Source organism: Arcanobacterium urinimassiliense (assembly GCF_900119495.1).
In the GTDB taxonomy this organism is placed as follows: domain Bacteria; phylum Actinomycetota; class Actinomycetes; order Actinomycetales; family Actinomycetaceae; genus Arcanobacterium_A; species Arcanobacterium_A urinimassiliense.
This window is the reverse complement of sequence record NZ_LT632435.1, coordinates 681,677-703,562: the sequence shown is the minus strand read 5'-3', so window position 1 is coordinate 703,562 and position 21,886 is coordinate 681,677. Positions and strand designations below refer to the sequence as shown.

Genomic DNA, 21,886 nt, shown 5'->3' with positions numbered 1-21,886 from the left:
AGTGGTATATAAAGCGAATTAGCGGTTGTCGATATCAGTGCTACATAAAAATGTTAGTGCTGCATAAAGAGGAAAAGACAATAGAATACCGGCGCGCAGAAGAGTAGCGAATCTAAGCGGTCTAGCATACCGCCGTGTCCCGGAAAAATAGTGCCCATATCTTTAATTCCTAAATCGCGCTTTAGAGCCGATTCTGCGAAATCTCCCATAGTAGCCAAAGGCGGAGTGAGGAAAGCAAATACCAATACCCAGCTCCAGCTTTTTCCGAGTAATAAGAATATCCCGAGGAACGCCGCCAGGAGGCACAACAACAAAGATCCCAATAATCCTTCCCAAGATTTTTTCGGAGAAATACGCGGAAGAATCGGATGCTTACCGATGAGAATTCCCAGCAACCAACCACCGGTATCACTGGCGACGGTAAGCAAAATAGCCGCCACAATCAGATGCGAGCCACCTGGTAAATCCAACATACTCAAGAGGAAGCAGCCCGCTAACCCAATCCAGCCCAGCATAAATACTCCGGCAGCTGTACCCCGTAAATTGCCGTTTTTCCTTATCAAGGCAATTGCAAGCAATAAGCCTGATCCCAGCAGGTAGCTGATTAACGCCGGCACAATCCCTCGATAGGCAGTGAGGAATAGCATGAGCAGTTGAATAGGAAACAAAGCCAATAACGGAATGTGCACATTCCGAGTGAGGAAGGCCCCGGCTGCTTCCCAGAGAGCTATGGAAAGAAATATAACTCCTACCAAGATGAAGCCATCTACCCAGAAAAAGAGCGTAAGCCCAAAAAGGCTCAGCAAAATAACTGCCGTAGTGATGGCAGCGGGCAGATTGCGCCCCGCTCGCGAAGTCGAAACTACCGGCGGCGCCGGCGGGCGCGGGCGCAACCAATCATAAGCGGAGTGGAAAACTTGGGAAATAGATGTTTTCGCCATAGTCCTAAAGCTGTCACAGCTCCATTAACTCATCAGTTTTTCCAGCTAATAATTCATCTATTAAATCTGTATATTTCTTCGTAAGCGTTTCGAGCTCTTTTTCTTTCCGCTCTACTACGTCTTCTCCCTCATCGCCGTCTTTCTTCATCCGGTCTAGCTCTTCTTTAGCTTTCCGGCGAATACCGCGAATAGAGATTCTTCCTTCTTCCGCCTTTGCTTTCGCAATTTTCACATAGTCACGCCGGCGCTCTTCGGTGAGTACAGGGATATTAATGCGCAGTACTTGCCCATCGTCTGTGGGGTTTACCCCTAAATCAGATTCCGAAATGGCTTTTTCAATATCTTTCATAGCTGAGCGATCATAGGGAGTAATTAAAACACTCCGCGCTTCGGGCACCGATACGGTGGCCAGCTGCTGCAGTGGAGTAGGAGCTCCGTAGTAATCAACTAGCAGAGAAGTAAACATCTCTGGGTTGGCACGCCCCGAGCGAATTTTAGAAAATTCGTTGCGCGCTGCCTCCACCGCTTTCTCCATTTTTTCTCCGGCTTCCCGCATTACTTCGTCAATCATAGTTCTTCCTCATTCTTAGCTTTATTACTTACCAAAGTACCAATTTTTTCCCCGCGGAGTGCGCGCGTCACATTCCCGGGTTCACTCATCCCAAATACCCGCATCTTCATGCCATTATCCTGGCAAAGCGAAAATGCTGCGGCATCTACTACGCGCAAACCTTGCCGTATTGCATCTTCATAGGTAAGTGTATCAAGCTTCTTGGCATCCGGATGGCGGCGCGGATCAGCCGTATAAACGCCGTCTACCCCGTTCTTCCCCACTAATAGTTCATCGCAACGCAATTCTAGAGCGCGCTGTGCGGAAACCGTATCGGTAGAGAAGAAAGGCATTCCGGCACCTGCTCCAAATATAACTACTCGACCTTTTTCTAAATGCCGAATCGCCCGCAAGGGAATATAGGCTTCGGCTACTTGCGCCATCGTAATGGCAGTCTGCACGCGCGTGGGGACGCCGGCGTGCTCGAGAAAATCTTGTAAAGCTACTGCATTTATTACCGTACCAAGCATTCCCATATAGTCCGCGCGGGATCTATCCATTCCGTTTTCTTGGAGCTCTGCACCGCGGAAAAAATTTCCGCCTCCCACTACTACTCCAACTTCTATGCCTTCTTGTACGGCCGCTGCTATTTCACTGCTAATCCGCCCGAGTACTTGCGTATCTAATCCGACTGCTCCTCCCCCGAAAACTTCTCCGGAGAGTTTCAATAAAACTCGGCGTCTGTGCGGGGAATTTTTATCACTCGGTACATTTTCAGCAGTCATAGATATTCCTTTCTGTAGCGCTCTTTCAAATAATACCTTATGCCACCCTAGCTAATAAGGAAAAATAGGGTAAAAATAAGCATGTTATTTCGCAAAACGTAGCGTTACATAAAGGCGCCAGAGTTGGCAAAAATTCACTGCTTTACACCGAATTCCGGATTTTGAAATGCTACCCGAAGTTTTCGTGACTTATCTCTTGTTGAGTGCCATCACAATTCTTCTTTTCCCGCCGCCACACTTTCCGTATTCGTCTTAGAATCCAAGTACAGGTATTAGGTATTTACATACGAAAATACCGAAAAACGAGATATTTTATTTGCTTGGGCACTAGTGCTGAGGATTGCATGGCTAGAGAAGAAATTACGGGGTATCAGATATCTACTACTAATCCGCGGGAAATTCGGATTCCCGGCTCGGAGCGTATCTTCGACCGCAATAAAATCCTGCTGGTGATTTTGGTACCGCTGCTCATGACGCTTATGCAGATTTCTTCTGTAAATAATATCTTACCCACCATGCAGAGTGCTCTTTCTGCCAGCACTTCTCAACTACAATGGGTGCTTTCCGGCTATGCTCTTTCCCTCGGTATCACGCTGGTACCCGCCGGAAGAATTGGCGATTTATTTGGCCGTTCTTCTACCTACATAGTGGGGCTAATTATCTTCACTTTCGCTTCGCTCCTCGTCGGGCTCTCCACCACACCACTGCAATTAAATGTGTTGCGTTTCGTGCAGGGATTTGGCTCTGGAGTGCTCTCTCCCCAAACTACCGGCTTAATTCAACAGTATTTTGCCGGCCGTGCCCGGGCGAAGGCTTTTGCGTTATTCGGGTTGGTAATAGCAATGTCAGTGGCAATTGGGCCGCTTTTTTCCGGCTGGCTAGTCAGCTTTTTTGGTGAATCATTGGGATGGCGTCTTTCTTTTATTCTGAATGCACCTATTGGCGTAATCGGAATAATTTTTGGCCTGCTCTGGCTCCCTTTCGGCACGGAAAGAAATCATTTTCAGGAAGAAAAGCGCGAGGCAAAACCAGGGAAAAAACGCGGTGAAAAACGCAGAAACCGCTCCGCCCACCCCAAGATAGATTTAGATCCGCTTGGAATGCTGCTGCTCAGCTTGGCTGTGCTGAGCATTATGCTGCCGTTTATGATCAAAGCCGGGCCAGAAAAATGGTTAATCGTACTGGGCGGATTTGCCCTTATGGCGCTCTGGGTGCTCTGGGAAAACTGGTATAAAAAGCGCGGGCGTACTCCGATGGTGGATTTAGATCTTTTTCGCATCCCCACTTTCAGCTACGCTATGGGAATCTCCGTCTTTCAGTTCCTCGGCACTACCTCTATTTTCGTAATATTTGCGGTATTCCTGCAAGGCATAGGCGCCTCCGCGTTGACGGTCGGCATGGTTACTTTCCCCAATGCAGTTTGCTCTGGCGTAGGCGCACTGTGGGCAGGTAAATATGCCTACGATCATGGCCGCGGCATTCAAGTAGGCGCCCTCTCTCTCATCGTCCTGGGAATACTCGGAATCATCGGAACTACTTGGGCAGTACAGAGCGGCATTTCTTACTGGTGGCTGGCAGTACCACTGTGTTTACTAGGATTCGGTACTGGCTGTATGGGGTCAGCCAACCAAACTCAAGCCATGCTAGATGTGCCACCCGCGCACGGCGGTACCGCGGGCGGCGTAATGCAAACTGGGCAGCGCCTCGCTACCGCAATTGGAAACGCCATAATCACTGCCGTCTTTTTTTCCTTAGCGGGAGCCGGAAAAAGATCGGCTTTACCGGAGCTCTATCGCGGCATCACCGCCTCCTACTTAGTGGTAGCAGCAATGGTGACGGCGGGGCTAATTCTGGCAATTATATTTTGGCGCAAAGGTAACGCGAAGCAGAAGTAAACGTAAATATAGATTTGGGGTCTATAAGATATAAAGGCGCAGATACCGGGCGCATATATAGATATAAAAACCGACAATTATAAAGTACGGAAGCACCGAAACAATTATAAGATACGGTAACGCCTGGACTGAGCTTAGATATAAGAGATGCGGGTGGAATTTTCCAATTCCACCCGCATCTGCAATATCGCTAATACGTATCTAAAGACTTAGGAAATTATTTCTCACTCCGCGTCTTCCGCATTTTCTCCTACACGTACCCGGCGGAAATCAGTGATTTTCCCGCCCGCAGCTTTCACTATCTGCCCGACCGTCTGCTTCGGATCACGCACATAGGCCTGCTCTAAAAGTACGATTTCTTTGTAGAAACCCTTTAGCCGGCCGGCTACGATATTGGGGATAATCTTTTCCGGCTTACCCTCGGCGCGCGTCAACTCCGTAGCAATCCGCTCTTCGTTTTCTACTACTTCAGCGGGTACCTGGTCGATAGATACATAACTCGGATTCATAGCTGCAATATGTACTGCTACATCGTGAGCTATCGCTTCCCCAGCCGCATCGGTAGCTACGATTACTGCCACCTGCGGAGGTAAATCAGTAGAAGTCCGGTGCATATAAGCCTCGAGATGCTCACCGGTGATTACTTCCAGGCGACCAATGGCGAGCTTCTCGCCAATTACGCCTGTAAAGTTGGTAATACGATCAGCAATGGTGCCATCAGCGTGCGGAGCTGCCAAGATATCTTCTACCGTGCGAGCTTCCACAGCCACCGCTGCTTCCAAAATTTCTTCTGCAAAAGCAATGAACTTAGCATTCTTAGCTACGAAATCCGTCTCCGAATTTACTTCCACAATATAGCCGGTCTGGCCATTTGCATCGCTGACAATCTTGGAAAGTACCAAGCCGTCCGAAGCAGTCCGGCCTTCGCGCTTCGCAGCAGTTTTAACGCCCTTCAGCCGCAAAATTTCTTCAGCTTTCGCCAAATCACCTTCTGCTTCTGCCAAAGCGTTCTTTACATCTAACATTCCTGCGCCGGTCTTTTCGCGCAGAGCCTTAATATCGGCCACAGTATAGTTTGCCATTATTCCTCCACAATCAATCAGATTGTTTTATTTCTCTTCTGCAGCTGCTTCATCAGCTTCGACAGAGGCGCTATCTTCTACAGCTGTCTCTGCTTCTTCGGCTGCTTTTTCTTCGGCGGCAGGAGCTTCTGCAGCTTCATCAGCGGCGGCTTCTTCGCCAGCCAACAGCTCGCGCTCCCACTCCGGCATCGGTTCTTCGGCCACTTCGTCTGCATTCTTCGCAGTATTGCGAGCAAGCAGACCTTCGGCTACCGCATCAGCCACAATATGGGTGAGTAATTCTACGGAACGAATCGCATCGTCATTGCCCGGAATGCCGTAATCCACTTCATCCGGATCGCAGTTCGTATCGAGAATAGCTACTACCGGCACATGCAACTTACGAGCTTCTTTTACAGCCAGATGCTCTTTGGTGGTATCTACAATCCACACTGCGGAAGGTACCTTCACCATATCGCGGATACCGCCGAGGGTGCGCTCCAGCTTTTCTTTCTCCCGGCGCATCATGAGCAGCTCTTTCTTGGTGCGATCATTGGCCACGGTATCGGAGAAATCGATCATTTCCAGTTCTTTTAAGCGCTTGATCCGAGCATGCACGGTTTGGAAATTGGTGAGCATACCGCCCAGCCACCGCTCATTCACATAGGGCATTCCTACCCGCTCAGCTTCTTCTTTAATCGACTGCTGCGCCTGCCGCTTCGTGCCTACAAAAAGAATATTTCCGCCGTGCGCTACCGTTTCTTTTACGAAATCGTAGGTGCGGTTAATGTCGGCAATGGTCTTGCGCAAATCGATAATATAAATTCCGTTGCGATCATTTAATATATACGGCTTCATCTTCGGGTTCCAGCGCCGCGTCTGATGCCCGAAATGTACGCCAGCTTCCAGCAGCTGGCTCATGGTAACGACTGCCATGGTCGTCGTCCTTTCTTATCGGCAGGAATCTCCTGCTCTCGGTTTTATCTGCAGAGAATACTGTCAGATCCTAGTGTGCATTCAAATAGCTAAAGAAATCTGCATCGGGCAGTTTCTTCACCGCACTATTTGACCCCGCAGGCAAGGCACACGCGAAGTCTGCCATTTATAAAAACGGCAGCCCTTTTATTTTACCGGAGAAGGGCCCGAAGTATCCAGCAGAAAAATGACGCTGAATGCGATGTTCTGCACAATTACTGCCAATATCTCAGCATATTTTGTGAATCTATGGAATTTGCAGATGGGATTTTGAATTTTGGGCACAAAAGGTACAAAAGGCTAATTTTTCCGCAAGTTATTTTGACTGCAGCGCCCAAAAGGAAAACTGGCGAAACTGTAACTATGAAACGAAAACTACTACTCTGGGCGCTAAGTGGAATTTTGCTTTTACAACTGCCGGTATTTACCGCCGGAGCTACAGTGCAGACTGCCCGAGCTACATCGCCGATTGCGCACACTGCACCTTCAATCTCCCGAACTGCACCGCCAATTGCTCAAGCCGCACCCCAAAGTACCCAATCCACGTACCAAGGCATTAAAACCGCACCCCAGACCATCCAAACCACACCGCAAGCTACTAAAATTACTACGCGCGAATCCGCATCTTCACCGAAAAACTATAGCTGCCCACTTTCTAGCTGCCAGGTAGTGAGAGCTTTTTCTCCGGGAAAGCACAATTGGGATGCAGGGCATCGCGGCGTGGATCTAGCTGCTTCCTTCTTCATGCCCGTATATGCTCCGCAACAGGGAAAAGTAGTATATAGCGGACAACTAGTTAATAGAAAAGTGCTCTCGATTTCCCACCCGGAAAATATCCGCACCACGTATGAGCCAGTTTTACCTTTAGTGCAAAAAGGTGAAGAAGTGCAGCGCGGGCAGCTAATTGCAGTTGTGGTAGGAAAGCATTGCGGAATGAGTACTTGCCTGCATTGGGGTGCAAAAACTGCTCCGGATAATTATCTGAATCCATGGCTGTTATTAGCGAAGAAACGAGTACGCCTCCTATAAAGCACAGCTTAGATAGATAGCACCCATCCATGCACCTACACGCGCACTCACGTGTTCATACATCCAAGCACTCATGCATCCAATACCTATCACCCACCCCGAAGATTTTTACGCCCGCGGATGTGCCTGCTGGAATGCTTTCTGTAATCGCTCAGCACTTATATGTGTATAACGCTGCGTGGTAGCGAGCGAAGAATGCCCGAGAATTTCCTGTACGCTGCGCAAATCAGCACCACCGTCAAGCAGATGGGTAGCTGCCGAATGGCGTAAATCGTGCGGCGATATAGGAGGCAGACTTAGTTGCCCAGTAGCTCTTTCCAAAATTCCTCGCACTATCCGCACATCTAGCCGCCCGCCTTTTTCACCTAAGAAAACGGCTTCCTGTGCCGAGCTAAGCGCGGTGGATTTAGAAGAAGAGGAAGAGGAAACGGGCAATAATTGCTCCCGCACTTTTAACCACTCCGCCAGAGCGTATTGCGCCATTTTTCCGTAGGGAACTATGCGCTCTTTCCCGCCTTTGCCGTAAATACGCAGGGTATCTTCTCCGATATCTGCTAAATTCAATCCCACACATTCACTTACGCGAATGGCACTGGCGTAGAGTAATTCAAAAATTGCCCAGTTCCGCAGCTCCACTGCTCCCCCGGTTTGCGCAAGTGTTTGAAAATAATCGAGTAATTTCGCAGCTTGTTGGCGCGATAAAACCTGCGGAAGCCCATTTACCACTTTCGGAGCTTGCAGCCGGGCACCGGAATTTTTCTCTAGATAGCCTTGCCGGTAAAGCCAACTAAGGAAAGTGCGAATAGCTGCAGCATGGCGAGCAATAGAAGCCCGACTCTGCCCTTTATTACTAAGCATCGCCAGCCAAGCTCGTAAATCCGCTAAATCTAAATAGCGCAACATTTCTATCTGTGCAGAACCAACTGCGGGGGTACTACCTTGCGTAAATAAAAATTGGCATAAATCGCTAGCTTCTTGTAAATATGCTCGCACGGTGTGCTCAGAATATCCGCGCCGAAAAAGTAGCTCTTTTTTATACTTTTCCAGCAGCTCGAGAATCCCGGCACTGAGTTCTACCATTATGCTTTTCCACCCTGCTCTAGTGCAGATTCTTCACCCAAAGATTTCCGCATTTATTAATATGCCCACTCAAAGCCAGTTTACTCAGTTTTATTTGCGCTTCCACTACTGGGCACCCCACGGAATTAGCGATTTTTTCGGCTGCTCCGGGATAGCGCTGCGGCACCGCATCATAAATACGTGCCGTCACCTCATCCCAAGCTTCTTCTAAAGGAACAACGCCGAAACCAGATTCACTTTCTTTTCCAATCGTTAAAGGCAGCATCTCTTGCCCGAAAGGATCGATAAGCTCTTTTACCTGCGCCGGCTGGTAGATCAAAGTGCCGCCGTTGCGTATTAAATCATTACACCCCTGCGCCATAGGCGCACTTGGCGCTCCCGGAACTGCTCCTACTTCCCGCCCAATTTCCAAAGCTTGCCGAGCCGTATTTAGAGCCCCCGAGCGCCCGCCGGCCTCGACTACTACCGTGGCTAAACCAAGTGCGGCAATAATTCGATTACGCAGTAAAAATCGAAAACGCTGTGGAGTAGCCCCTAGAGGCGATTCACTCACCACCGCTCCCCCACTTAGCAGCACTTTTTCATAGAGCCCGGCGTGAGAACGCGGATAGACCCTATCTACTCCGGCCGCAGAAAGAATAATCGTCTTTCCCGCGGCCAGTAGCGCTCCTTGGTGGGCTGCGGCATCTATTCCGAATGCGCCTCCAGATACTATTACAAAATCTTCTGCCAATTCATAAGCGAAATCGCGCGCAAGATTTTCCCCATTATGAGTACAGGCACGCGCTCCAACCACCGAAACAGCGGGGAGCTTTAATATATTTTCCGCGCCGCGCACCCATAAACTAAGTGGGCAGCGCTCTCCTAAATCTGCTAATTGTGCCGGCCAGTATTTATCTCCTGGAATTAATACTTTTATCCCCAGCTTTTCCAGAGCAGCAGGAGAAAAATCTGTTAAATTTTGGAGCCGTATTTTCCAAGCAGCTCCAGCCGGCGGAAGTTGAGGACTATTGGCGCGCAGTAATGCTAGTGCCTTTTCATAGCCATGTTTCCGCACCCATCGCACCGCCGCTATATCTCCTCCTTCGGTGATACGCGACCAAGTAATCGCAGCTAAATGCGCAGAATCTAAACTAGTTTCACTCATCAGATAATTCCTTCCGCGCCCCGCAATAAACAGGCCGCCGCGATATCTTCATCATGTGGGAAATCATGGCCGAAAAAATCTGCTGCACTCCAGGCAATTCGCAAGATTTTATCTATTCCACGCAGCGAAAGCTGCCCCTGCTGCCAATGCCGCTCTAAATCTTTTACCGCTCCACCTTTCCAAGGCGTATTCTGGCGGAGCCACTTTCCAGGTAAATCTTTGTTCTGCAGTGTATCTGGTAGCAATGTATCCTGCGCAGCCCGACGGCGTTGACGAAAAATACCTGCCGCTACTGCCGCTTGTGCTTCTTTACTGCTAACGCTGCCCCCACGGCGCATATCCGCCCGTGAAGGGCGGCGCAGCTGCAAGCGAATATCTATCCGATCGCGTATTGGCCCACCTAAATTACGCCGATATAGGCGAATATCATGAGAAGTACAACTACATTTAGCATTAGCGGGCCCCATTCCGCAGCGGCACGGATTAGCAGCGGCTAGCAACTGAAAAGCCGCCGGATAACGCAGGCGAGCTCGCGTACGTTGCAACTCTATCCACCCTTTTTCTAAAGGTTGACGCAAGGACTGAATAGCAGAATTGGGAAATTCCGCAAATTCATCGCAGTAGAGCACTCCCCGATGGGCAAGCGTAATTGCCCCAGGCAACGGCGTGCCACTGCCACCCCCGATTAAAGCGGCTACTGAAATAGTGTGATGCGGCGATATGAAAGGGCGATATCGCGGCAAATCCGTAATTTTTACTCCACAGAGCGAGCGAATAGCTGCCACCTCCATCGCTTCTACCTCCGCCAAAGGTGGCAAGAGTGTGGGAAACCGCTCTGCTAACATGCTCTTCCCCACGCCCGGTGGCCCCAGCATCTGGGTGTGGTGCCCTCCTATAGCCGCTATTTGCAGAGCCCAAATAGCTTCTTCTTGCCCGTACACATCCGAAATATCTCCCGCTGGATTTTTCACCGGAGCTGCCAGTTGGCTCAAATTTCCAAAAGATTCTTCAGCTCCGCTACCGCTCAGCGAAGCTGCACTCTTACCTAGCGAAGCTGAGCTCTTTCCCGGCACAGCTCTTGTACTTCCTAGTACAGTTTTAGCCTCTGGAATAGCAATAAGTTTTCCCGGCACCCGCAATTTGGCAGCTAAAACTGCTAAATTTGCAATGCTAATAACGGAAATTCCACTTACCAGCTCCGCTTCGTGTTTATTCTCCTCCGACACAAAAGCCTGGCGAAAACCAAGCTTCTGCGCAGCTAGCAAAGCGGGTAATACGCCGCGCACACCACGCACGGCACCATCTAGACCTAATTCTCCTATCAGAAAAGTATCTGCCGGCAATTGCCCATATCCCAAGGCGCCAATTATGGCGGCGGCGATTCCTAAATCGAAACCCGCCCCCGATTTAGCGGTATCTGCCGGAGATAGATTGACGGTAAGCCGCTGATTTGGCCAGCCCAAACCCACATTGTGGAAACTGGCGCGTAAGCGCTCTTTAGCTTCAATAACCGCAGTATCAGCTAAACCGACCATGGTAAACACCGGAAGACCTGTAAGCAGAGTAGCTTCTATTGCCACATCGGTGCCTTCTAGACCCTGCAAACTTATGGCATGCGCAGTGCCGAGCGCTGGAGTATTCATAGCAGCAAATCTTTCATATGCCGTAAAGTATATTCCCGGCCTCGTATTTCAATACCGATGCAATCTACTGCGATATGCGGCCAATAGTTTTTCTGCTGTGAGACCCACGCAATTAAGAGAGAGCGCAATCTACGCAGTTTAACTTCAGTTATTGCTTCTTCGGGAGTGCCGAATTTTCGCTGGCGGCGCGTTTTAACTTCTACTGCCACGGCCGCCTGTCGCTGTGGGTCGTAGGCAATTATGTCGATCTCTCCCCCACGTATTCGCCAATTGCGCTCCAAAATTTCGTAGTCATTATTCTGCAAATAAGCAGCCGCACATTTTTCACCCCAAACTCCCAGCGCCTGGCGCGAATTTAGCGTATTTAGCGAGTTACCAGCACTTTGCCCACTCGATACCAGCATGAGATTACCTCCTGCCCTGATTCAAGCACAACAGAGATAGGGAAATAAGGATTACCCAGCAGAGAGGGAAAATACTGGAGCTAATAGAAAGTGTGGAAAACCTAAAATAAAAATTAAGATAAGCGCAGCGTTTAGCTCCTCCCAATAGGTTCAGAGTTTAGCTGCCCCGCCCCGCTAAGTTTCGTTTAGTTTCTTAGGAAATTCAGTGCTCGAAATCGATTTCTTTACTTATATCTGGTTTATTGAGTTCTTCTACATTCACGTCTTTAAAGGTGACTACTCGCGCACCGCGTATAAAGCGAGAAGAGCGGAATATATCCCACACCCAGGCATCGGTAAGAGTTACTTCAAAGAAAATATCGCCATTTTCCGCCGCTCGCACTTTTACATCTACGTCATTAGCTAAATAAAAGCGCCGTTCCGTCTCTACTACAAAGCGGAAAAGATTTACTACATCTTGATATTCGCGATAGAGAGCGAGCTCCCGCTCCGCTTCATAATTTTCTAATTCACTCATAAGCTCGCGCCCTCTCTATTCCGCTATCCCCGGTAATTTCCAAGAAATACGATGATATTCACTAACTCCATACTTCTGCAGTGCTGCAATGTGCTTAGGAGAAGAATATCCCTTGTTATGCTCCCAATCATACTCTGGATGCTCGGTATTTAGCTGGCTCAGCAAAGCGTCTCTTTGCACTTTTGCTAAGACGGAAGCCGCCGCGAGCGCAGCACATTTCGCATCACCTTTTACCAAGGTTTTTACCGGCACATTGGGTGGGCACAATTCGGGTGGCTGCGGAGAGTAGAGGGAATTATTTCCCCACCAATTATGCGAACCATCTAACAGCACTGCCGTAAATTTCCAGCCTTGTTGCCGTAAATCAGCGCTCGCCCGCGCTGCCGCCGTTTGTAAAGCAGCTATGATTCCCCATTTATCTATTTCCGCTGCGGAGGCATATCCGACTGCATAGGCGCGTACCCAATCTTGAAGTAACGGGACAAGGCTTTCCCGCGCAGCGGCGGAAAGCATTTTAGAATCTCGCAACGCACTTGGAAAATTATCCGAAGTGGCGCCGTCCACTAAGGCAATACCCACGGCCACTGGCCCAGCTAAAGCACCGCGCCCTACTTCATCTACTCCCGCTAAAAGCGGATTTTCCACCGTCTCTGCTAGCTCAGCTAAAAGCGCTTTTTCCAGTTCTCGGTTCGGCGCTAAGGTTCTATCCATCCCTATGCGCTGCTCTCACCTTTATACTCTGCCACAGACTCGTTCACCGAGTTGCTGGGAGCCGGCACCGCAGAAAATACGCCACTCACATCCGGTATTCTTCCCCAGCGCCCGAAAGGATAGATGCGTAGCCAAGCGCGCCCTTCCAAATTATCAATCGGCACAAATCCAAAGCCACTGTGCTTTTGATGGAAGCGTGAATCCTTCGAATTACTACGATTATCTCCCATCACCCACAAATGGCCGGCCGGCACTTGCACCGAAAATTCTTCTTCCGAAGGAACCATACCTTCTGGTAAATAGCTCTCCGCTATCGGAGTGCCGTTTACCGTCAATTTCCCATCTGCACTGCAGCATTCCACCGTATCCCCGGGCATGCCGATAATTCTTTTCACTAGATGGTGCCCAGAATTTTGCGGCAGTAATCCTATCGTCTGCCCAATTTTTTCTAAAGAGTGGCGGAGCCGCGAGCCTTCTTTCTCAGGCATTTTATCTAACCAACCGCCCGGGTCTACGAATACTACTACATCGCCTCGTTGCAGCTCTTTTTCACTGTCCGCTAATTTATTTACCATAATGCGGTCGCCCGGAATCAAGGTATTCGCCATAGATTCGGAAGGAATTTCAAAGGGCTGAATTAGATAAGTTTTCAAAAAAATTGCACAGATAAGAGCCACTGCTACTACGGCCAATAATTCTAAAATCCCCGAAACTACGCGGGAAAGAGTACTCTCCGGCGGATCAGAATCTGGAGATTTTTCTCCCGTTTCCGCGAAGAATTCTTCTTCTGCTTTAGATGGAAAAAGTGCTATACCGTTTTCCGCATAAAACTTTTCTTGGGCGTGGCGGCTTTCGGCGTTTTCAGCGGGAGAAAAAGACGGCGGCATAGTTTCTTCGCCGATGCCGGAATCGCTATAACCCGACTTTTCTTCCATTCCTACTCCTGCAGTTAGGCTCTTCAGCACTTATAAAGTTTAGTAATACAATAAGAATTATTTACTTAAGTAGCCTATCTTAATTTTGCTTAGAAATAGCAGAGGAGAGGTGGGTACCTCTCCTCTGAAAATTTTTATCCAGGTAAACGCTTTTACTGTTCGTCAGCGCGCTTTTCCCGAATCTTTGCTGCTTTACCGTAGCGGTCGCGTAAATAGTAAAGCTTGGCGCGCCGCACTTTTCCGCGCGTAAGCACCTCGATGGATTCCACATTTGGAGAATGCAAGGGGAAAGTACGCTCCACGCTCACACCAAACGAGAATTTCCGGACGGTGAAAGTGGCTCCAATACCTTTGCCACCCCGCCGCGCCAGTACCACTCCTTGGAATGCCTGAATACGCTCGCGGTTACCTTCCACAACTTTTACATTTACTTTTACCGTATCGCCGGCCCGAAATTCGGGGCGGTCTTTTAGTTGCGCAGCAACTACTTTATCTAGAATCTGCATGATTCATCACTTTCCGATCTGCACGCAGGCCAGAACGATCTAGGAACTTTTTATTCCCTACGGAATAAACTCGCTGGAATGCCACCCCCTGCGGCAGGCTCGACATTCTATTTAGCGAGGAACTATCTCAGTTTGTCATATTTAACCGGCGCACCATAGTTATATCTTTGTTGGACTCATCACCCACAAAGAATACCCGCTGCCCGCTCAGTAAAAATCCTACCTTTTTATAGGCGCGCTGCGCCCGTTTATTAGTCTGATTCGTACCCAGCCATATATACGGCTCTGGCCACTCTCGGCATTGCGCAGCCGCATCAGCTAACACTGCTTTTAAGAATTGCTGACACAGCCTACTTCCCCGCCACGGCTTACCTAAATAGAGTTTAGAAAGATAGAGCAACGGGCCTTCCCGCGGTATTCCGTCTACCACGAAATCTACTGGTGCTCCTTCTTCAATATTAGCCACTCCCGCCGCTCTCGGGATAATTACTAGCGAGTAGGCAGCTATTTCTCCAGTATCTGTACAAGCTACTAGCACTCTCCGCGTTTCGTCATTTAGATAATCGCGAAAACAGCTTTCGGAAAGATTTTCTGCTATAAAACTGGCTATGGAATCTGGGCGCATTCCAGGCGGGCACGCATCCGGGAAAGTCTGTGCCGCAAAATCGGCTAATTTCTTTGCCTCTTCTAAGCGCGCGGGGCGAAACTCTATTTGCTGCAAATGCGGATATTGTTCCGAATCTGCCGCAAGAAACCACCCAGCTGCCGCCAGCTGCCGTAAATCGTCTTTTTCCAACTGTTCGCGGGCGAGCGCTCTTATCAGATCGGGGCGCAGCTGCGCCGTTTTTCGCAGAGCTTGCTCGCGGCGCCACTGCCGGACTTTCTGATGATTTCCGGATAGTAAAACTTCCGGCACCGCTAAACCTCGAAATTCGAGCGGACGCGTGTACACCGGGTATTCTAAGAGCCCTGCCGCGCTGTAAGATTCTTCCGTCAACGATTCTGGATTCCCCACCATACCGGGCACTAGACGCGCGACTGCTTCAATAAGCGCAATAGCCGCTACTTCTCCTCCGTTTAACACGTAATCGCCGAGGGAATATTCAAATACTTCTACTTGCGAATTCTGCCCATAATATTGAGCCACCCGCGCATCGATGCCTTCGTAACGCCCACAAGCCACTATTACGTGCGAACTTTTCGCTAACCGATGGCAATCTGCTTGCTTCAGTTGTTTGCCGCCGGGAGTAGGGATAGCTAGCACCGGGCGCAAGCTGGAATTTTCTGCTACCGCGGAATCACCGGAATTTTCTGCCAATACGTAGTCAATAGCTTTTCCCCAAATATCGGCTTTCATCACCATTCCAGCTCCGCCCCCACAAGGCGTATCGTCTACTGTGCGATGAATATCGGAAGTGAAATCTCGTAAATTGTGTATGCCGATATCTAATATGCCTTTTTCCTGCGCTTTCCCTACTAAAGAAAGCTGCAAAGCCGCAAAAAATTCCGGAAATATACTTATTACATCGAAGCGCATTTATTCTCCGTCTTCTTCAGCTTCTTCGGCAGGTAACTCGGCTTCGGAAAACAATCCAGCCGGAGCATCTATCACCACGCAGTGATCATCAATATCCACTTCTCGCACTATATCGCGCACAAAAGGCACATAAGCTAATTGGCCGTCTGGTTCTTCGACTACTAATAAATCTTGTGCCGGGCGTAGATAGAGATCTTTCACGATGCCCAATTCATACCCCTCGGGATCTAAGGCTTCTAAACCGACGAGTTCGTGTGGATACCAGGCGTCATCTTCGGGCTCTTCTTCATCTGATTCCACGATTAAGCGCACACCCCGCAAGGTTTCTACCGCATTGCGATCGCTAATATCTGTAAAACGCACATAGGTAGCACCTTTATACTCTCGCACTGCTGCAATTACGAGCGGACCTTCTTCTGGAGGAATGGTTTCTAAAGAAGCTCCCGGATATAAGCGCAATTCGGGCTTATCGGTACGCACATCAATTTTAACTTCTCCTTTTAGCCCGTGCGGAGCTCCAATAATGCCTACGGTCAGTTTCATATCCCGCTTCCTCTCAATCCTTACCTCCGCAGATACTTCCTTAAGAGGCAGAATACTCTCCCCCTTCGTTATCTGTAAATTAAGGAAATTTTCTAACTAATAGCCATAAAGCGAGGGCGGAATGCACACCATGTATGCGTTCCGCCCCTGCTTATAAGCTATTTACTCTAAAACACCGGCTGCTTTAGTCAGATTCAATTACATCTACGCGCAGCGGACCTTCAGTCGAAAGAGCTTTCATTACCGAACGCAAGGCTTTCGCAGTGCGCCCGCGCCGGCCAATTACTCGGCCTAAATCGCTCGGGTTTACATGGATCTCAAAGAGCTTGCCACGCCGATTGCTGCGTTCCGTAATTTCCACATCGTCCGGATTATCTACGATACCCCGTACTAAATGTTCCAGAGCTTCTGCCAACATTAGGCTTCCTCAGTTTCTGGCGCTTCTGCAGTTTCTGCTGCGGCATCTTCAGCACTTTCCGCCTCAGCTGCCGCTTCGGCTTCAGCTTCTGCCTTGGCTGCTGCTTCGGCTTCCGCCTTAGCAGCTGCCTTATCAGCCCGCTGCTTTTCTGCTGCGTCCTGAATAGCTTGAGCTGCCTGCTCCCGCGCCTGCTGCTTATCTACTTTTTCTACCGTACGGAGAGTCGATTCTCCCGGTAGACCTTTAGCTGCCTGCCAATCACCAGTAATTTTCAGCTGCGCTAATACCGGCTCAGTCGGCTGCGCGCCCACGGAAATCCAGTACCGGGCTCGCTCCGAATTAATGTCGATAGTAGAAGGATTGGTACGCGGGTTATAGAAACCAATTTCTTCAATTACCCGGCCATCACGCTTCTTGCGCGAATCCACTACTACCACACGGTAGGAAGCTTCACGAATTTTACCTGTACGCTTTAAACGAATTTTGACTGCCACTTGTGCGGTCACTCCTAGTTCTTTTATCAGTGGGAAATTTAGGGCGGTGGGAAACACGCCTGCCATTTACCCGGACTAAGACTCTACCGAGGAAGAGAGGGGCTCGATAAAGCCGAAGTACATTCGTATATTCTGCCAGATTTTTCTCGGAGAAGATAGTCGAGTACCGCAAAATAGCGGTGTTTCCGCTCACTTAAAGTTTCATACCGATGATTATCTAAATTACACACCTATATCTACGTATCCACTGCATTAAATTATTTACTTATTAAATACGGCCGAAAAAATTACTTCCATAAAATAAAAGATTTCTAGTGCACGGAAGGCGATACTTCGGGGCTGCGAACTGTGGGAAAATGCGCAAAGGAGCCCCCTTTCTCCGGTGTAAATTCCCGCGATTATCGGCTACAAAAGAATTATGCAGAAAAATTCTCCGGCGGCAGCGCCAAATAAAGCGCAAAGTGAAAGCCCTGATCTTTCGCGCTACGCCTGGATTTCTATTGCCGCTGCTATCAGCACAATTCTCTTGAAAACTCTCGCTTATCTGCTGGTAGGCTCGGTATCTCTACTCTCTGATGCCCTCGAATCCGTAGTAAACCTAGTGGCGGCACTGATAGCACTATTTGCTCTAAAATTGGCCGCTAAACCAGCTAATTCTCGCTATACTTTCGGCCGCTCCAAGGTGGAGTACTTTTCTGCAGCAGTAGAAGGAAGCATGATTCTCGTAGCTGCCTTGCTGATTATTATCTCGGCAATAAACCGAATTATGCACCCGGCTGCCCTCAGCAATTTTGAAGTTGGATTAACTATTTCTGGGCTTTCCGCACTAATCAACGGCGGAGTCGGCCTCTATCTAGTAAGAGTAGGGAAAAAACAGCAATCTCCTACCCTGCACGCCGATGGTAAACATCTGCTCACCGATTTCTGGACCACAGCCGGAGTAATTCTGGGCGTATTTCTCATCTGCTTGACGAAAATAAATATTTTCGATCCGGTGCTCGCTATTTTCGTGGCAATAAATATCACCTGGACGGGGCATAAATTGCTCCATAGCTCTTTAGCTGGGCTAATGGATGTAACCTTGCCCGATAAAGAAAACCAACTAGTAATAGATACCCTAAATTCTTTCCGGCAAAGCCATATATCTTTCCACGGCTTGCGCACTCGGAAAGCCGGCCATATCTCTTATATCAACGTAGATGTGCTGGTGCCAGGAGATTGGACCGTACGCCGCGGGCACGATTTCTGTGTAGAGGTAGAAACTGCGCTACACGAGAAAATTCCTCACGCACAAGTAGCACTGCACTTAGAGGCCATTGAAGATCCTAAATCTTATGACGATATCCCCGTAGGCTACGTGCCTTTAGATGGAAAAGATCAACTCTATCCGCAAACTCCTGCCGAGAGTGATTAACGCAGATACTTAGCCAACGTATCTAAATCTACTTCCGGCTCCGAATTCTTTATTCCGAAAGCACTTCCTTTTTCCGCTTTTTCGCCCGCATTCTGCGCAGCTAATTCCTGCTGCTTCCGCTTCGCTGGATTTCCAGAACGCCCTTTCTTGAAACCAGATTGATTGCGCTTCCCCCGCGCTTTCTTCGATTTCTTTTTGGTATAACCGCCTCCGGGCATTCCCGGCATCCCTGGTATACGCGGCATCCCCGGCATTCCGGGCATCCCTCCCCGCGCAGCACTTTGCATCATCTTTTTCGCTTGGGCAAAACGCTCCATCAGCGAATTTACTTCCTGCACAGTGGTGCCCGAACCTTTCGCAATCCGTTGCCGGCGCGATCCGTCCAGAATCTTTGGATCTTTCCGCTCCGCTTTCGTCATCGAACGCACAATAGCTACTTGGCGATCAATTTCTTTTTCGTCAAAAGCTTCGAGCGCATCCCGATACTGATTCATCCCCGGGAGCATCCCCATGATCTTCTTCATGGAGCCCATCTTGCGCATTTGTTCTAACTGCTCAATGAAGTCGTCGAGCGTAAAGCTCCCCTCGACCATTTTAGCCGCTAAATCTTCTGCCTGCGCTTCTGACCAGGTCTTTTCTGCCTGCTCAATCAAGGTGAGAATATCACCCATATCGAGGATTCGAGAGGCCATGCGCTCGGCATGGAATCGCTCAAAATCGCTCAACTTCTCGCCAGTAGAAGCAAATAATACTGGCCGGTCAGTTACTCCTCGTACTGAAAGAGCTGCACCGCCGCGCGCGTCACCGTCTAGCTTTGAGAGCACGACGCCGGTAAAGCCTACTCCGTCCCGAAAAGCTAAAGAAGTGTTGACGGCGTCTTGCCCAATCATTACATCTAGTACGAATAAAATTTCATCTGGAGAAACCGCATCGCGAATATTGCGCGCCTGCTCCATCATCTCTTCGTCGACACCCAGCCGGCCGGCAGTATCCACTACCACCACATCAAAAGCATGACTGCGCGCGTAGTCTAATCCGCTCTTAGCTACGGCGACTGGATCACCAATTCCATTTCCCGGCTCCGGAGCCCATACTTCTACTTCCGCCTGCTGCCCCACTACCTGCAACTGATTTACTGCATTCGGACGCTGTAAATCCGAAGCTACCAGCAAGGGCTTATGGCCATTTTCCCGCAGCCAACGCCCTAGCTTTCCGGCCAGAGTGGTCTTTCCAGCACCTTGTAAGCCCGCCAGCATAATGACGGTAGGAGGAGTTTGTGCCCAATTGAGCTCCCGACTCTCTCCCCCGAGCATGGCAATTAATTCTTCATTTACTATTTTTACTACTTGCTGCCCCGGGTTGAGCGCTTCGGAAACAACTGCTCCCGTCGCTTTCTCTCTGACCGCATCGGTAAAGGAACGCACCACTGGCAATGCCACGTCGGCATCCAAGAGAGCGCGGCGCATCTCACTGACTACTTTTTCTACGTCTTCTGCATTGAGCCGGCCTTGTTTACGCAAATTACGCAAAGAGTTAGTAAGGCGATCGGAAAGAGAGCTAAACATGCACCCACCTTGTTCAAGTTAGTTTCTATAAAATCTATTAACTGCCCCTATTCTAGGGCATAGCCTAGCCGAGCAAAGAATCCACAAAGGCTTCTGCTGCAAAAGGCGCAAAATCATCTGCACCTTCTCCGAGACCGATAAATTTTACCGGCACCCCCAGCTCGCGCTGTACAGAAATCACTATTCCACCTTTGGCCGTGCCGTCTAATTTCGCTAAAACGATTCCAGTCACACCGGCAGCCTGCGCAAATACTTCTGCCTGCCGCAATCCGTTCTGGCCGGTAGTGGCATCTAAGACTAAAAGTACTTCTTTTACCGGTACTTTCTTTTCCATTACCCGTTTTATTTTGCTCAGTTCATCCATCAGGCCCGCTTTGTTTTGGAGCCGGCCCGCCGTATCCACAATCACCACATCTGCCTGATCTTGGCAGGCCTTTTCCACCGCGTCGAAAGCTACTGCCGCCGGATCTGCTCCTTCTTTTGCGGCGCGCACCACCGGCACTCCGACTCGTTCTCCCCAAGTTTGCAGTTGATCCGCAGCAGCTGCCCGGAAAGTATCGGCTGCTCCGAGCACTACTTTTTTATTTTCCGCTACCAGCAGCCGAGCGAGCTTCCCAGTGGTAGTAGTCTTGCCGGTGCCATTTACTCCTACCATGAGAATAGCTGCGGGGAGGGACTCTCCAGATTCCCCGCGCATAGGAGCTATTTGTAACTCGCGCGACGCCGGCGCCTCCACTAGCTTTAATAATTCTGCGCGCAAAATTTCCCGCACCACTGCCGAATCAGAATTTCCGCGCACCTTCACTTCGCGTTGCAGAATATCAAGCAACTCAGTGGTAGCATCTAGCCCCACATCTGCTAGCAAAAGTGTTTCTTCTATTTCTTCCCAATCAGAACGCTGTAAATCTGCGCGCGATAGCACTGATAGCAGCGCTTTACCCAAACCATTCGATTTCGCTAACCGCGCCCGCACTCTCTGCATACGCGAAGGAAGCGACTCGGGAGCACTCTGGATTTCTTCTGCAGAAGCCGCTGAACTAGCAGCAAGCGGCGGAATATCTTCTATTACTTCCGCATCTACTAGTGCTTCTGCTTCTAGCTGTGCTTTACTATCTTTTCCAGGAAGTTCTTTTGCAGTAGGTTTTTGGCGGTATTTGTAGATAAGTACGGCACCGCCGCCCAGGAAAATTACACCAAGTACGAGGGCAATGATTACTGTATTCACTCCATAGCTCCTAGTTTATGCGCGAGGCGTCTTCTTTAACTTCACTAGCTTCGGCAGTTTCATTAACTTCGATAACTTCCTCAGCCTCGGTAGCTGCCTTCTTTTCCTCTATTATAGAGGGATTTTGCCGCCGCGAAGCACGGTAGCGAGTAAGCGTAGAAAAAACATCCGTCACTTTTGCAAATTGGTAGTATCCGGCGGAGAGTTCTTCGGATTCGGCGGCAGGAGGAAAATCTTGAAAAATAGCCGCCGCCTCTACTGGCCGCACTTTAGGCACATAGGTGCGCGGTTTCTCTGGGGGCGCAAAAGCGGATTTAAGCAGCTGCAACGGAGAAATAAACTCTCTATTTCCCCAGCTCAAATAGAAGATAACGCCCAGCGCAAGCAAAGTTACGAAAAAAATTATTAGAAACAATATGATTACCAGAAGCACGCGCTCAGTCTACGTAAAAATATCCGCGAGGGGAACTGAAGATTGGCAACAAACCCTAAATTCACAATTAGAATTTCA

The 21,886-nt window shown here is 49.4% G+C and carries 23 protein-coding genes; 3 read left to right on the top strand and 20 right to left on the bottom strand.

Annotated elements, in window-relative coordinates:
- Positions 1 to 53: 53 nt before the first annotated feature.
- From BQ7117_RS03180 to pyrH, 3 genes are read right to left on the bottom strand one after another with little or no spacing between them, the layout of a single operon-like run.
- On the bottom strand, positions 54 to 941 hold the full coding sequence (locus BQ7117_RS03180; RefSeq protein ID WP_084789847.1) for a phosphatidate cytidylyltransferase: 888 nt from the start codon (positions 939 to 941) through the stop codon (positions 54 to 56).
- A 13-nt stretch (positions 942 to 954) separates the two neighbouring features.
- Positions 955 to 1,512 (bottom strand): ribosome recycling factor, encoded by a 558-nt coding sequence (frr, locus tag BQ7117_RS03175; RefSeq protein ID WP_073996159.1) that lies wholly within the window; start codon positions 1,510 to 1,512, stop codon positions 955 to 957.
- Entirely contained in the window at positions 1,509 to 2,276 is a 768-nt protein-coding gene (gene pyrH, locus BQ7117_RS03170) for a UMP kinase (protein WP_073996158.1), read from the bottom strand. Before pyrH ends, frr begins: the two co-directional genes overlap by 4 nt.
- A gap of 344 nt (positions 2,277 to 2,620) precedes the next feature.
- Between pyrH and BQ7117_RS03165 the strand changes: the two genes are divergently transcribed.
- The gene (locus BQ7117_RS03165; RefSeq protein ID WP_073996157.1) at positions 2,621 to 4,171 is read left to right on the top strand and encodes an MFS transporter; all 1,551 of its coding nucleotides are present in this window, start codon (positions 2,621 to 2,623) and stop codon (positions 4,169 to 4,171) included.
- Between the two features lie 224 nt (positions 4,172 to 4,395).
- Here BQ7117_RS03165 and tsf read toward each other — a convergent pair whose 3' ends face one another.
- Together tsf and rpsB are read right to left on the bottom strand one after the other, a co-directional pair.
- Positions 4,396 to 5,253 (bottom strand): translation elongation factor Ts, encoded by an 858-nt coding sequence (gene tsf / locus BQ7117_RS03160; protein WP_073996156.1) that lies wholly within the window; start codon positions 5,251 to 5,253, stop codon positions 4,396 to 4,398.
- A gap of 27 nt (positions 5,254 to 5,280) precedes the next feature.
- Positions 5,281 to 6,168 (bottom strand): 30S ribosomal protein S2, encoded by an 888-nt coding sequence (gene rpsB / locus BQ7117_RS03155; RefSeq protein ID WP_073996155.1) that lies wholly within the window; start codon positions 6,166 to 6,168, stop codon positions 5,281 to 5,283.
- A 402-nt stretch (positions 6,169 to 6,570) separates the two neighbouring features.
- Here rpsB and BQ7117_RS07545 point away from each other — a divergent pair, with 402 nt between their 5' ends.
- Positions 6,571 to 7,236, top strand: coding sequence for a M23 family metallopeptidase (locus tag BQ7117_RS07545; protein ID WP_161939414.1), 666 nt, complete (start codon positions 6,571 to 6,573; stop codon positions 7,234 to 7,236).
- A 108-nt stretch (positions 7,237 to 7,344) separates the two neighbouring features.
- On the opposite strand, the gene BQ7117_RS03145 is transcribed toward BQ7117_RS07545, so the two are convergent.
- From BQ7117_RS03145 to rpsP, 12 genes are all read right to left on the bottom strand, one after another.
- Positions 7,345 to 8,316 carry a tyrosine recombinase XerC gene (locus tag BQ7117_RS03145; RefSeq protein WP_073996154.1) on the bottom strand — a complete coding sequence of 324 codons (972 nt, stop codon included), beginning with the start codon at positions 8,314 to 8,316 and terminating at the stop codon, positions 7,345 to 7,347.
- Positions 8,317 to 8,335: 19 nt separating this feature from the next.
- A complete protein-coding gene (gene dprA, locus BQ7117_RS03140; RefSeq protein WP_073996153.1) occupies positions 8,336 to 9,463 on the bottom strand; it encodes a DNA-processing protein DprA in 1,128 nt (375 codons plus the stop codon).
- Positions 9,463 to 11,106 carry a YifB family Mg chelatase-like AAA ATPase gene (locus BQ7117_RS03135; RefSeq protein ID WP_073996152.1) on the bottom strand — a complete coding sequence of 548 codons (1,644 nt, stop codon included), beginning with the start codon at positions 11,104 to 11,106 and terminating at the stop codon, positions 9,463 to 9,465. Before BQ7117_RS03135 ends, dprA begins: the two co-directional genes overlap by 1 nt.
- Positions 11,103 to 11,510 carry a YraN family protein gene (locus BQ7117_RS03130; RefSeq protein ID WP_073996151.1) on the bottom strand — a complete coding sequence of 136 codons (408 nt, stop codon included), beginning with the start codon at positions 11,508 to 11,510 and terminating at the stop codon, positions 11,103 to 11,105. The genes BQ7117_RS03135 and BQ7117_RS03130 overlap by 4 nt, the downstream gene beginning before the upstream one ends.
- Before the next feature lie 202 nt (positions 11,511 to 11,712).
- On the bottom strand, positions 11,713 to 12,027 hold the full coding sequence (locus BQ7117_RS03125; protein ID WP_073996150.1) for a DUF2469 domain-containing protein: 315 nt from the start codon (positions 12,025 to 12,027) through the stop codon (positions 11,713 to 11,715).
- 15 nt (positions 12,028 to 12,042) lie between these two features.
- Positions 12,043 to 12,738, bottom strand: a complete 696-nt coding sequence (locus BQ7117_RS03120; RefSeq protein ID WP_073996149.1) for a ribonuclease HII — start codon at positions 12,736 to 12,738, stop codon at positions 12,043 to 12,045.
- Between the two features lie 2 nt (positions 12,739 to 12,740).
- Positions 12,741 to 13,673, bottom strand: coding sequence for a signal peptidase I (gene lepB / locus BQ7117_RS03115; protein ID WP_143273960.1), 933 nt, complete (start codon positions 13,671 to 13,673; stop codon positions 12,741 to 12,743).
- 152 nt (positions 13,674 to 13,825) lie between these two features.
- Positions 13,826 to 14,179: a 50S ribosomal protein L19 gene (gene rplS, locus BQ7117_RS03110; protein WP_073996148.1), complete on the bottom strand. Its 354-nt coding sequence runs from the start codon at positions 14,177 to 14,179 to the stop codon at positions 13,826 to 13,828.
- 127 nt (positions 14,180 to 14,306) lie between these two features.
- Positions 14,307 to 15,716 carry a tRNA (guanosine(37)-N1)-methyltransferase TrmD gene (trmD, locus tag BQ7117_RS03105; RefSeq protein WP_073996147.1) on the bottom strand — a complete coding sequence of 470 codons (1,410 nt, stop codon included), beginning with the start codon at positions 15,714 to 15,716 and terminating at the stop codon, positions 14,307 to 14,309.
- A complete protein-coding gene (gene rimM / locus BQ7117_RS03100) occupies positions 15,717 to 16,259 on the bottom strand; it encodes a ribosome maturation factor RimM (protein WP_073996146.1) in 543 nt (180 codons plus the stop codon).
- A gap of 184 nt (positions 16,260 to 16,443) precedes the next feature.
- Positions 16,444 to 16,677, bottom strand: coding sequence for an RNA-binding protein (locus tag BQ7117_RS03095; protein ID WP_073996145.1), 234 nt, complete (start codon positions 16,675 to 16,677; stop codon positions 16,444 to 16,446).
- Complete coding sequence (rpsP, locus tag BQ7117_RS03090) at positions 16,677 to 17,171, bottom strand: 30S ribosomal protein S16 (protein ID WP_073996955.1); 495 nt, start codon at positions 17,169 to 17,171, stop codon at positions 16,677 to 16,679. The genes BQ7117_RS03095 and rpsP overlap by 1 nt, the downstream gene beginning before the upstream one ends.
- Positions 17,172 to 17,589: 418 nt before the next feature.
- Here rpsP and BQ7117_RS03085 point away from each other — a divergent pair, with 418 nt between their 5' ends.
- Entirely contained in the window at positions 17,590 to 18,585 is a 996-nt protein-coding gene (locus BQ7117_RS03085; protein ID WP_073996144.1) for a cation diffusion facilitator family transporter, read from the top strand.
- On the opposite strand, the gene ffh is transcribed toward BQ7117_RS03085, so the two are convergent.
- From ffh to BQ7117_RS03070, 3 genes are all read right to left on the bottom strand, one after another.
- On the bottom strand, positions 18,582 to 20,150 hold the full coding sequence (gene ffh, locus BQ7117_RS03080) for a signal recognition particle protein (RefSeq protein WP_073996143.1): 1,569 nt from the start codon (positions 20,148 to 20,150) through the stop codon (positions 18,582 to 18,584). The two genes, BQ7117_RS03085 and ffh, sit on opposite strands and share 4 nt — an antisense overlap.
- Before the next feature lie 64 nt (positions 20,151 to 20,214).
- Positions 20,215 to 21,375, bottom strand: a complete 1,161-nt coding sequence (ftsY, locus tag BQ7117_RS03075) for a signal recognition particle-docking protein FtsY (protein ID WP_073996142.1) — start codon at positions 21,373 to 21,375, stop codon at positions 20,215 to 20,217.
- Positions 21,376 to 21,385: 10 nt separating this feature from the next.
- Positions 21,386 to 21,808, bottom strand: coding sequence for a hypothetical protein (locus BQ7117_RS03070; protein WP_073996141.1), 423 nt, complete (start codon positions 21,806 to 21,808; stop codon positions 21,386 to 21,388).
- Between the last annotated feature and the right edge of the window lie 78 nt (positions 21,809 to 21,886).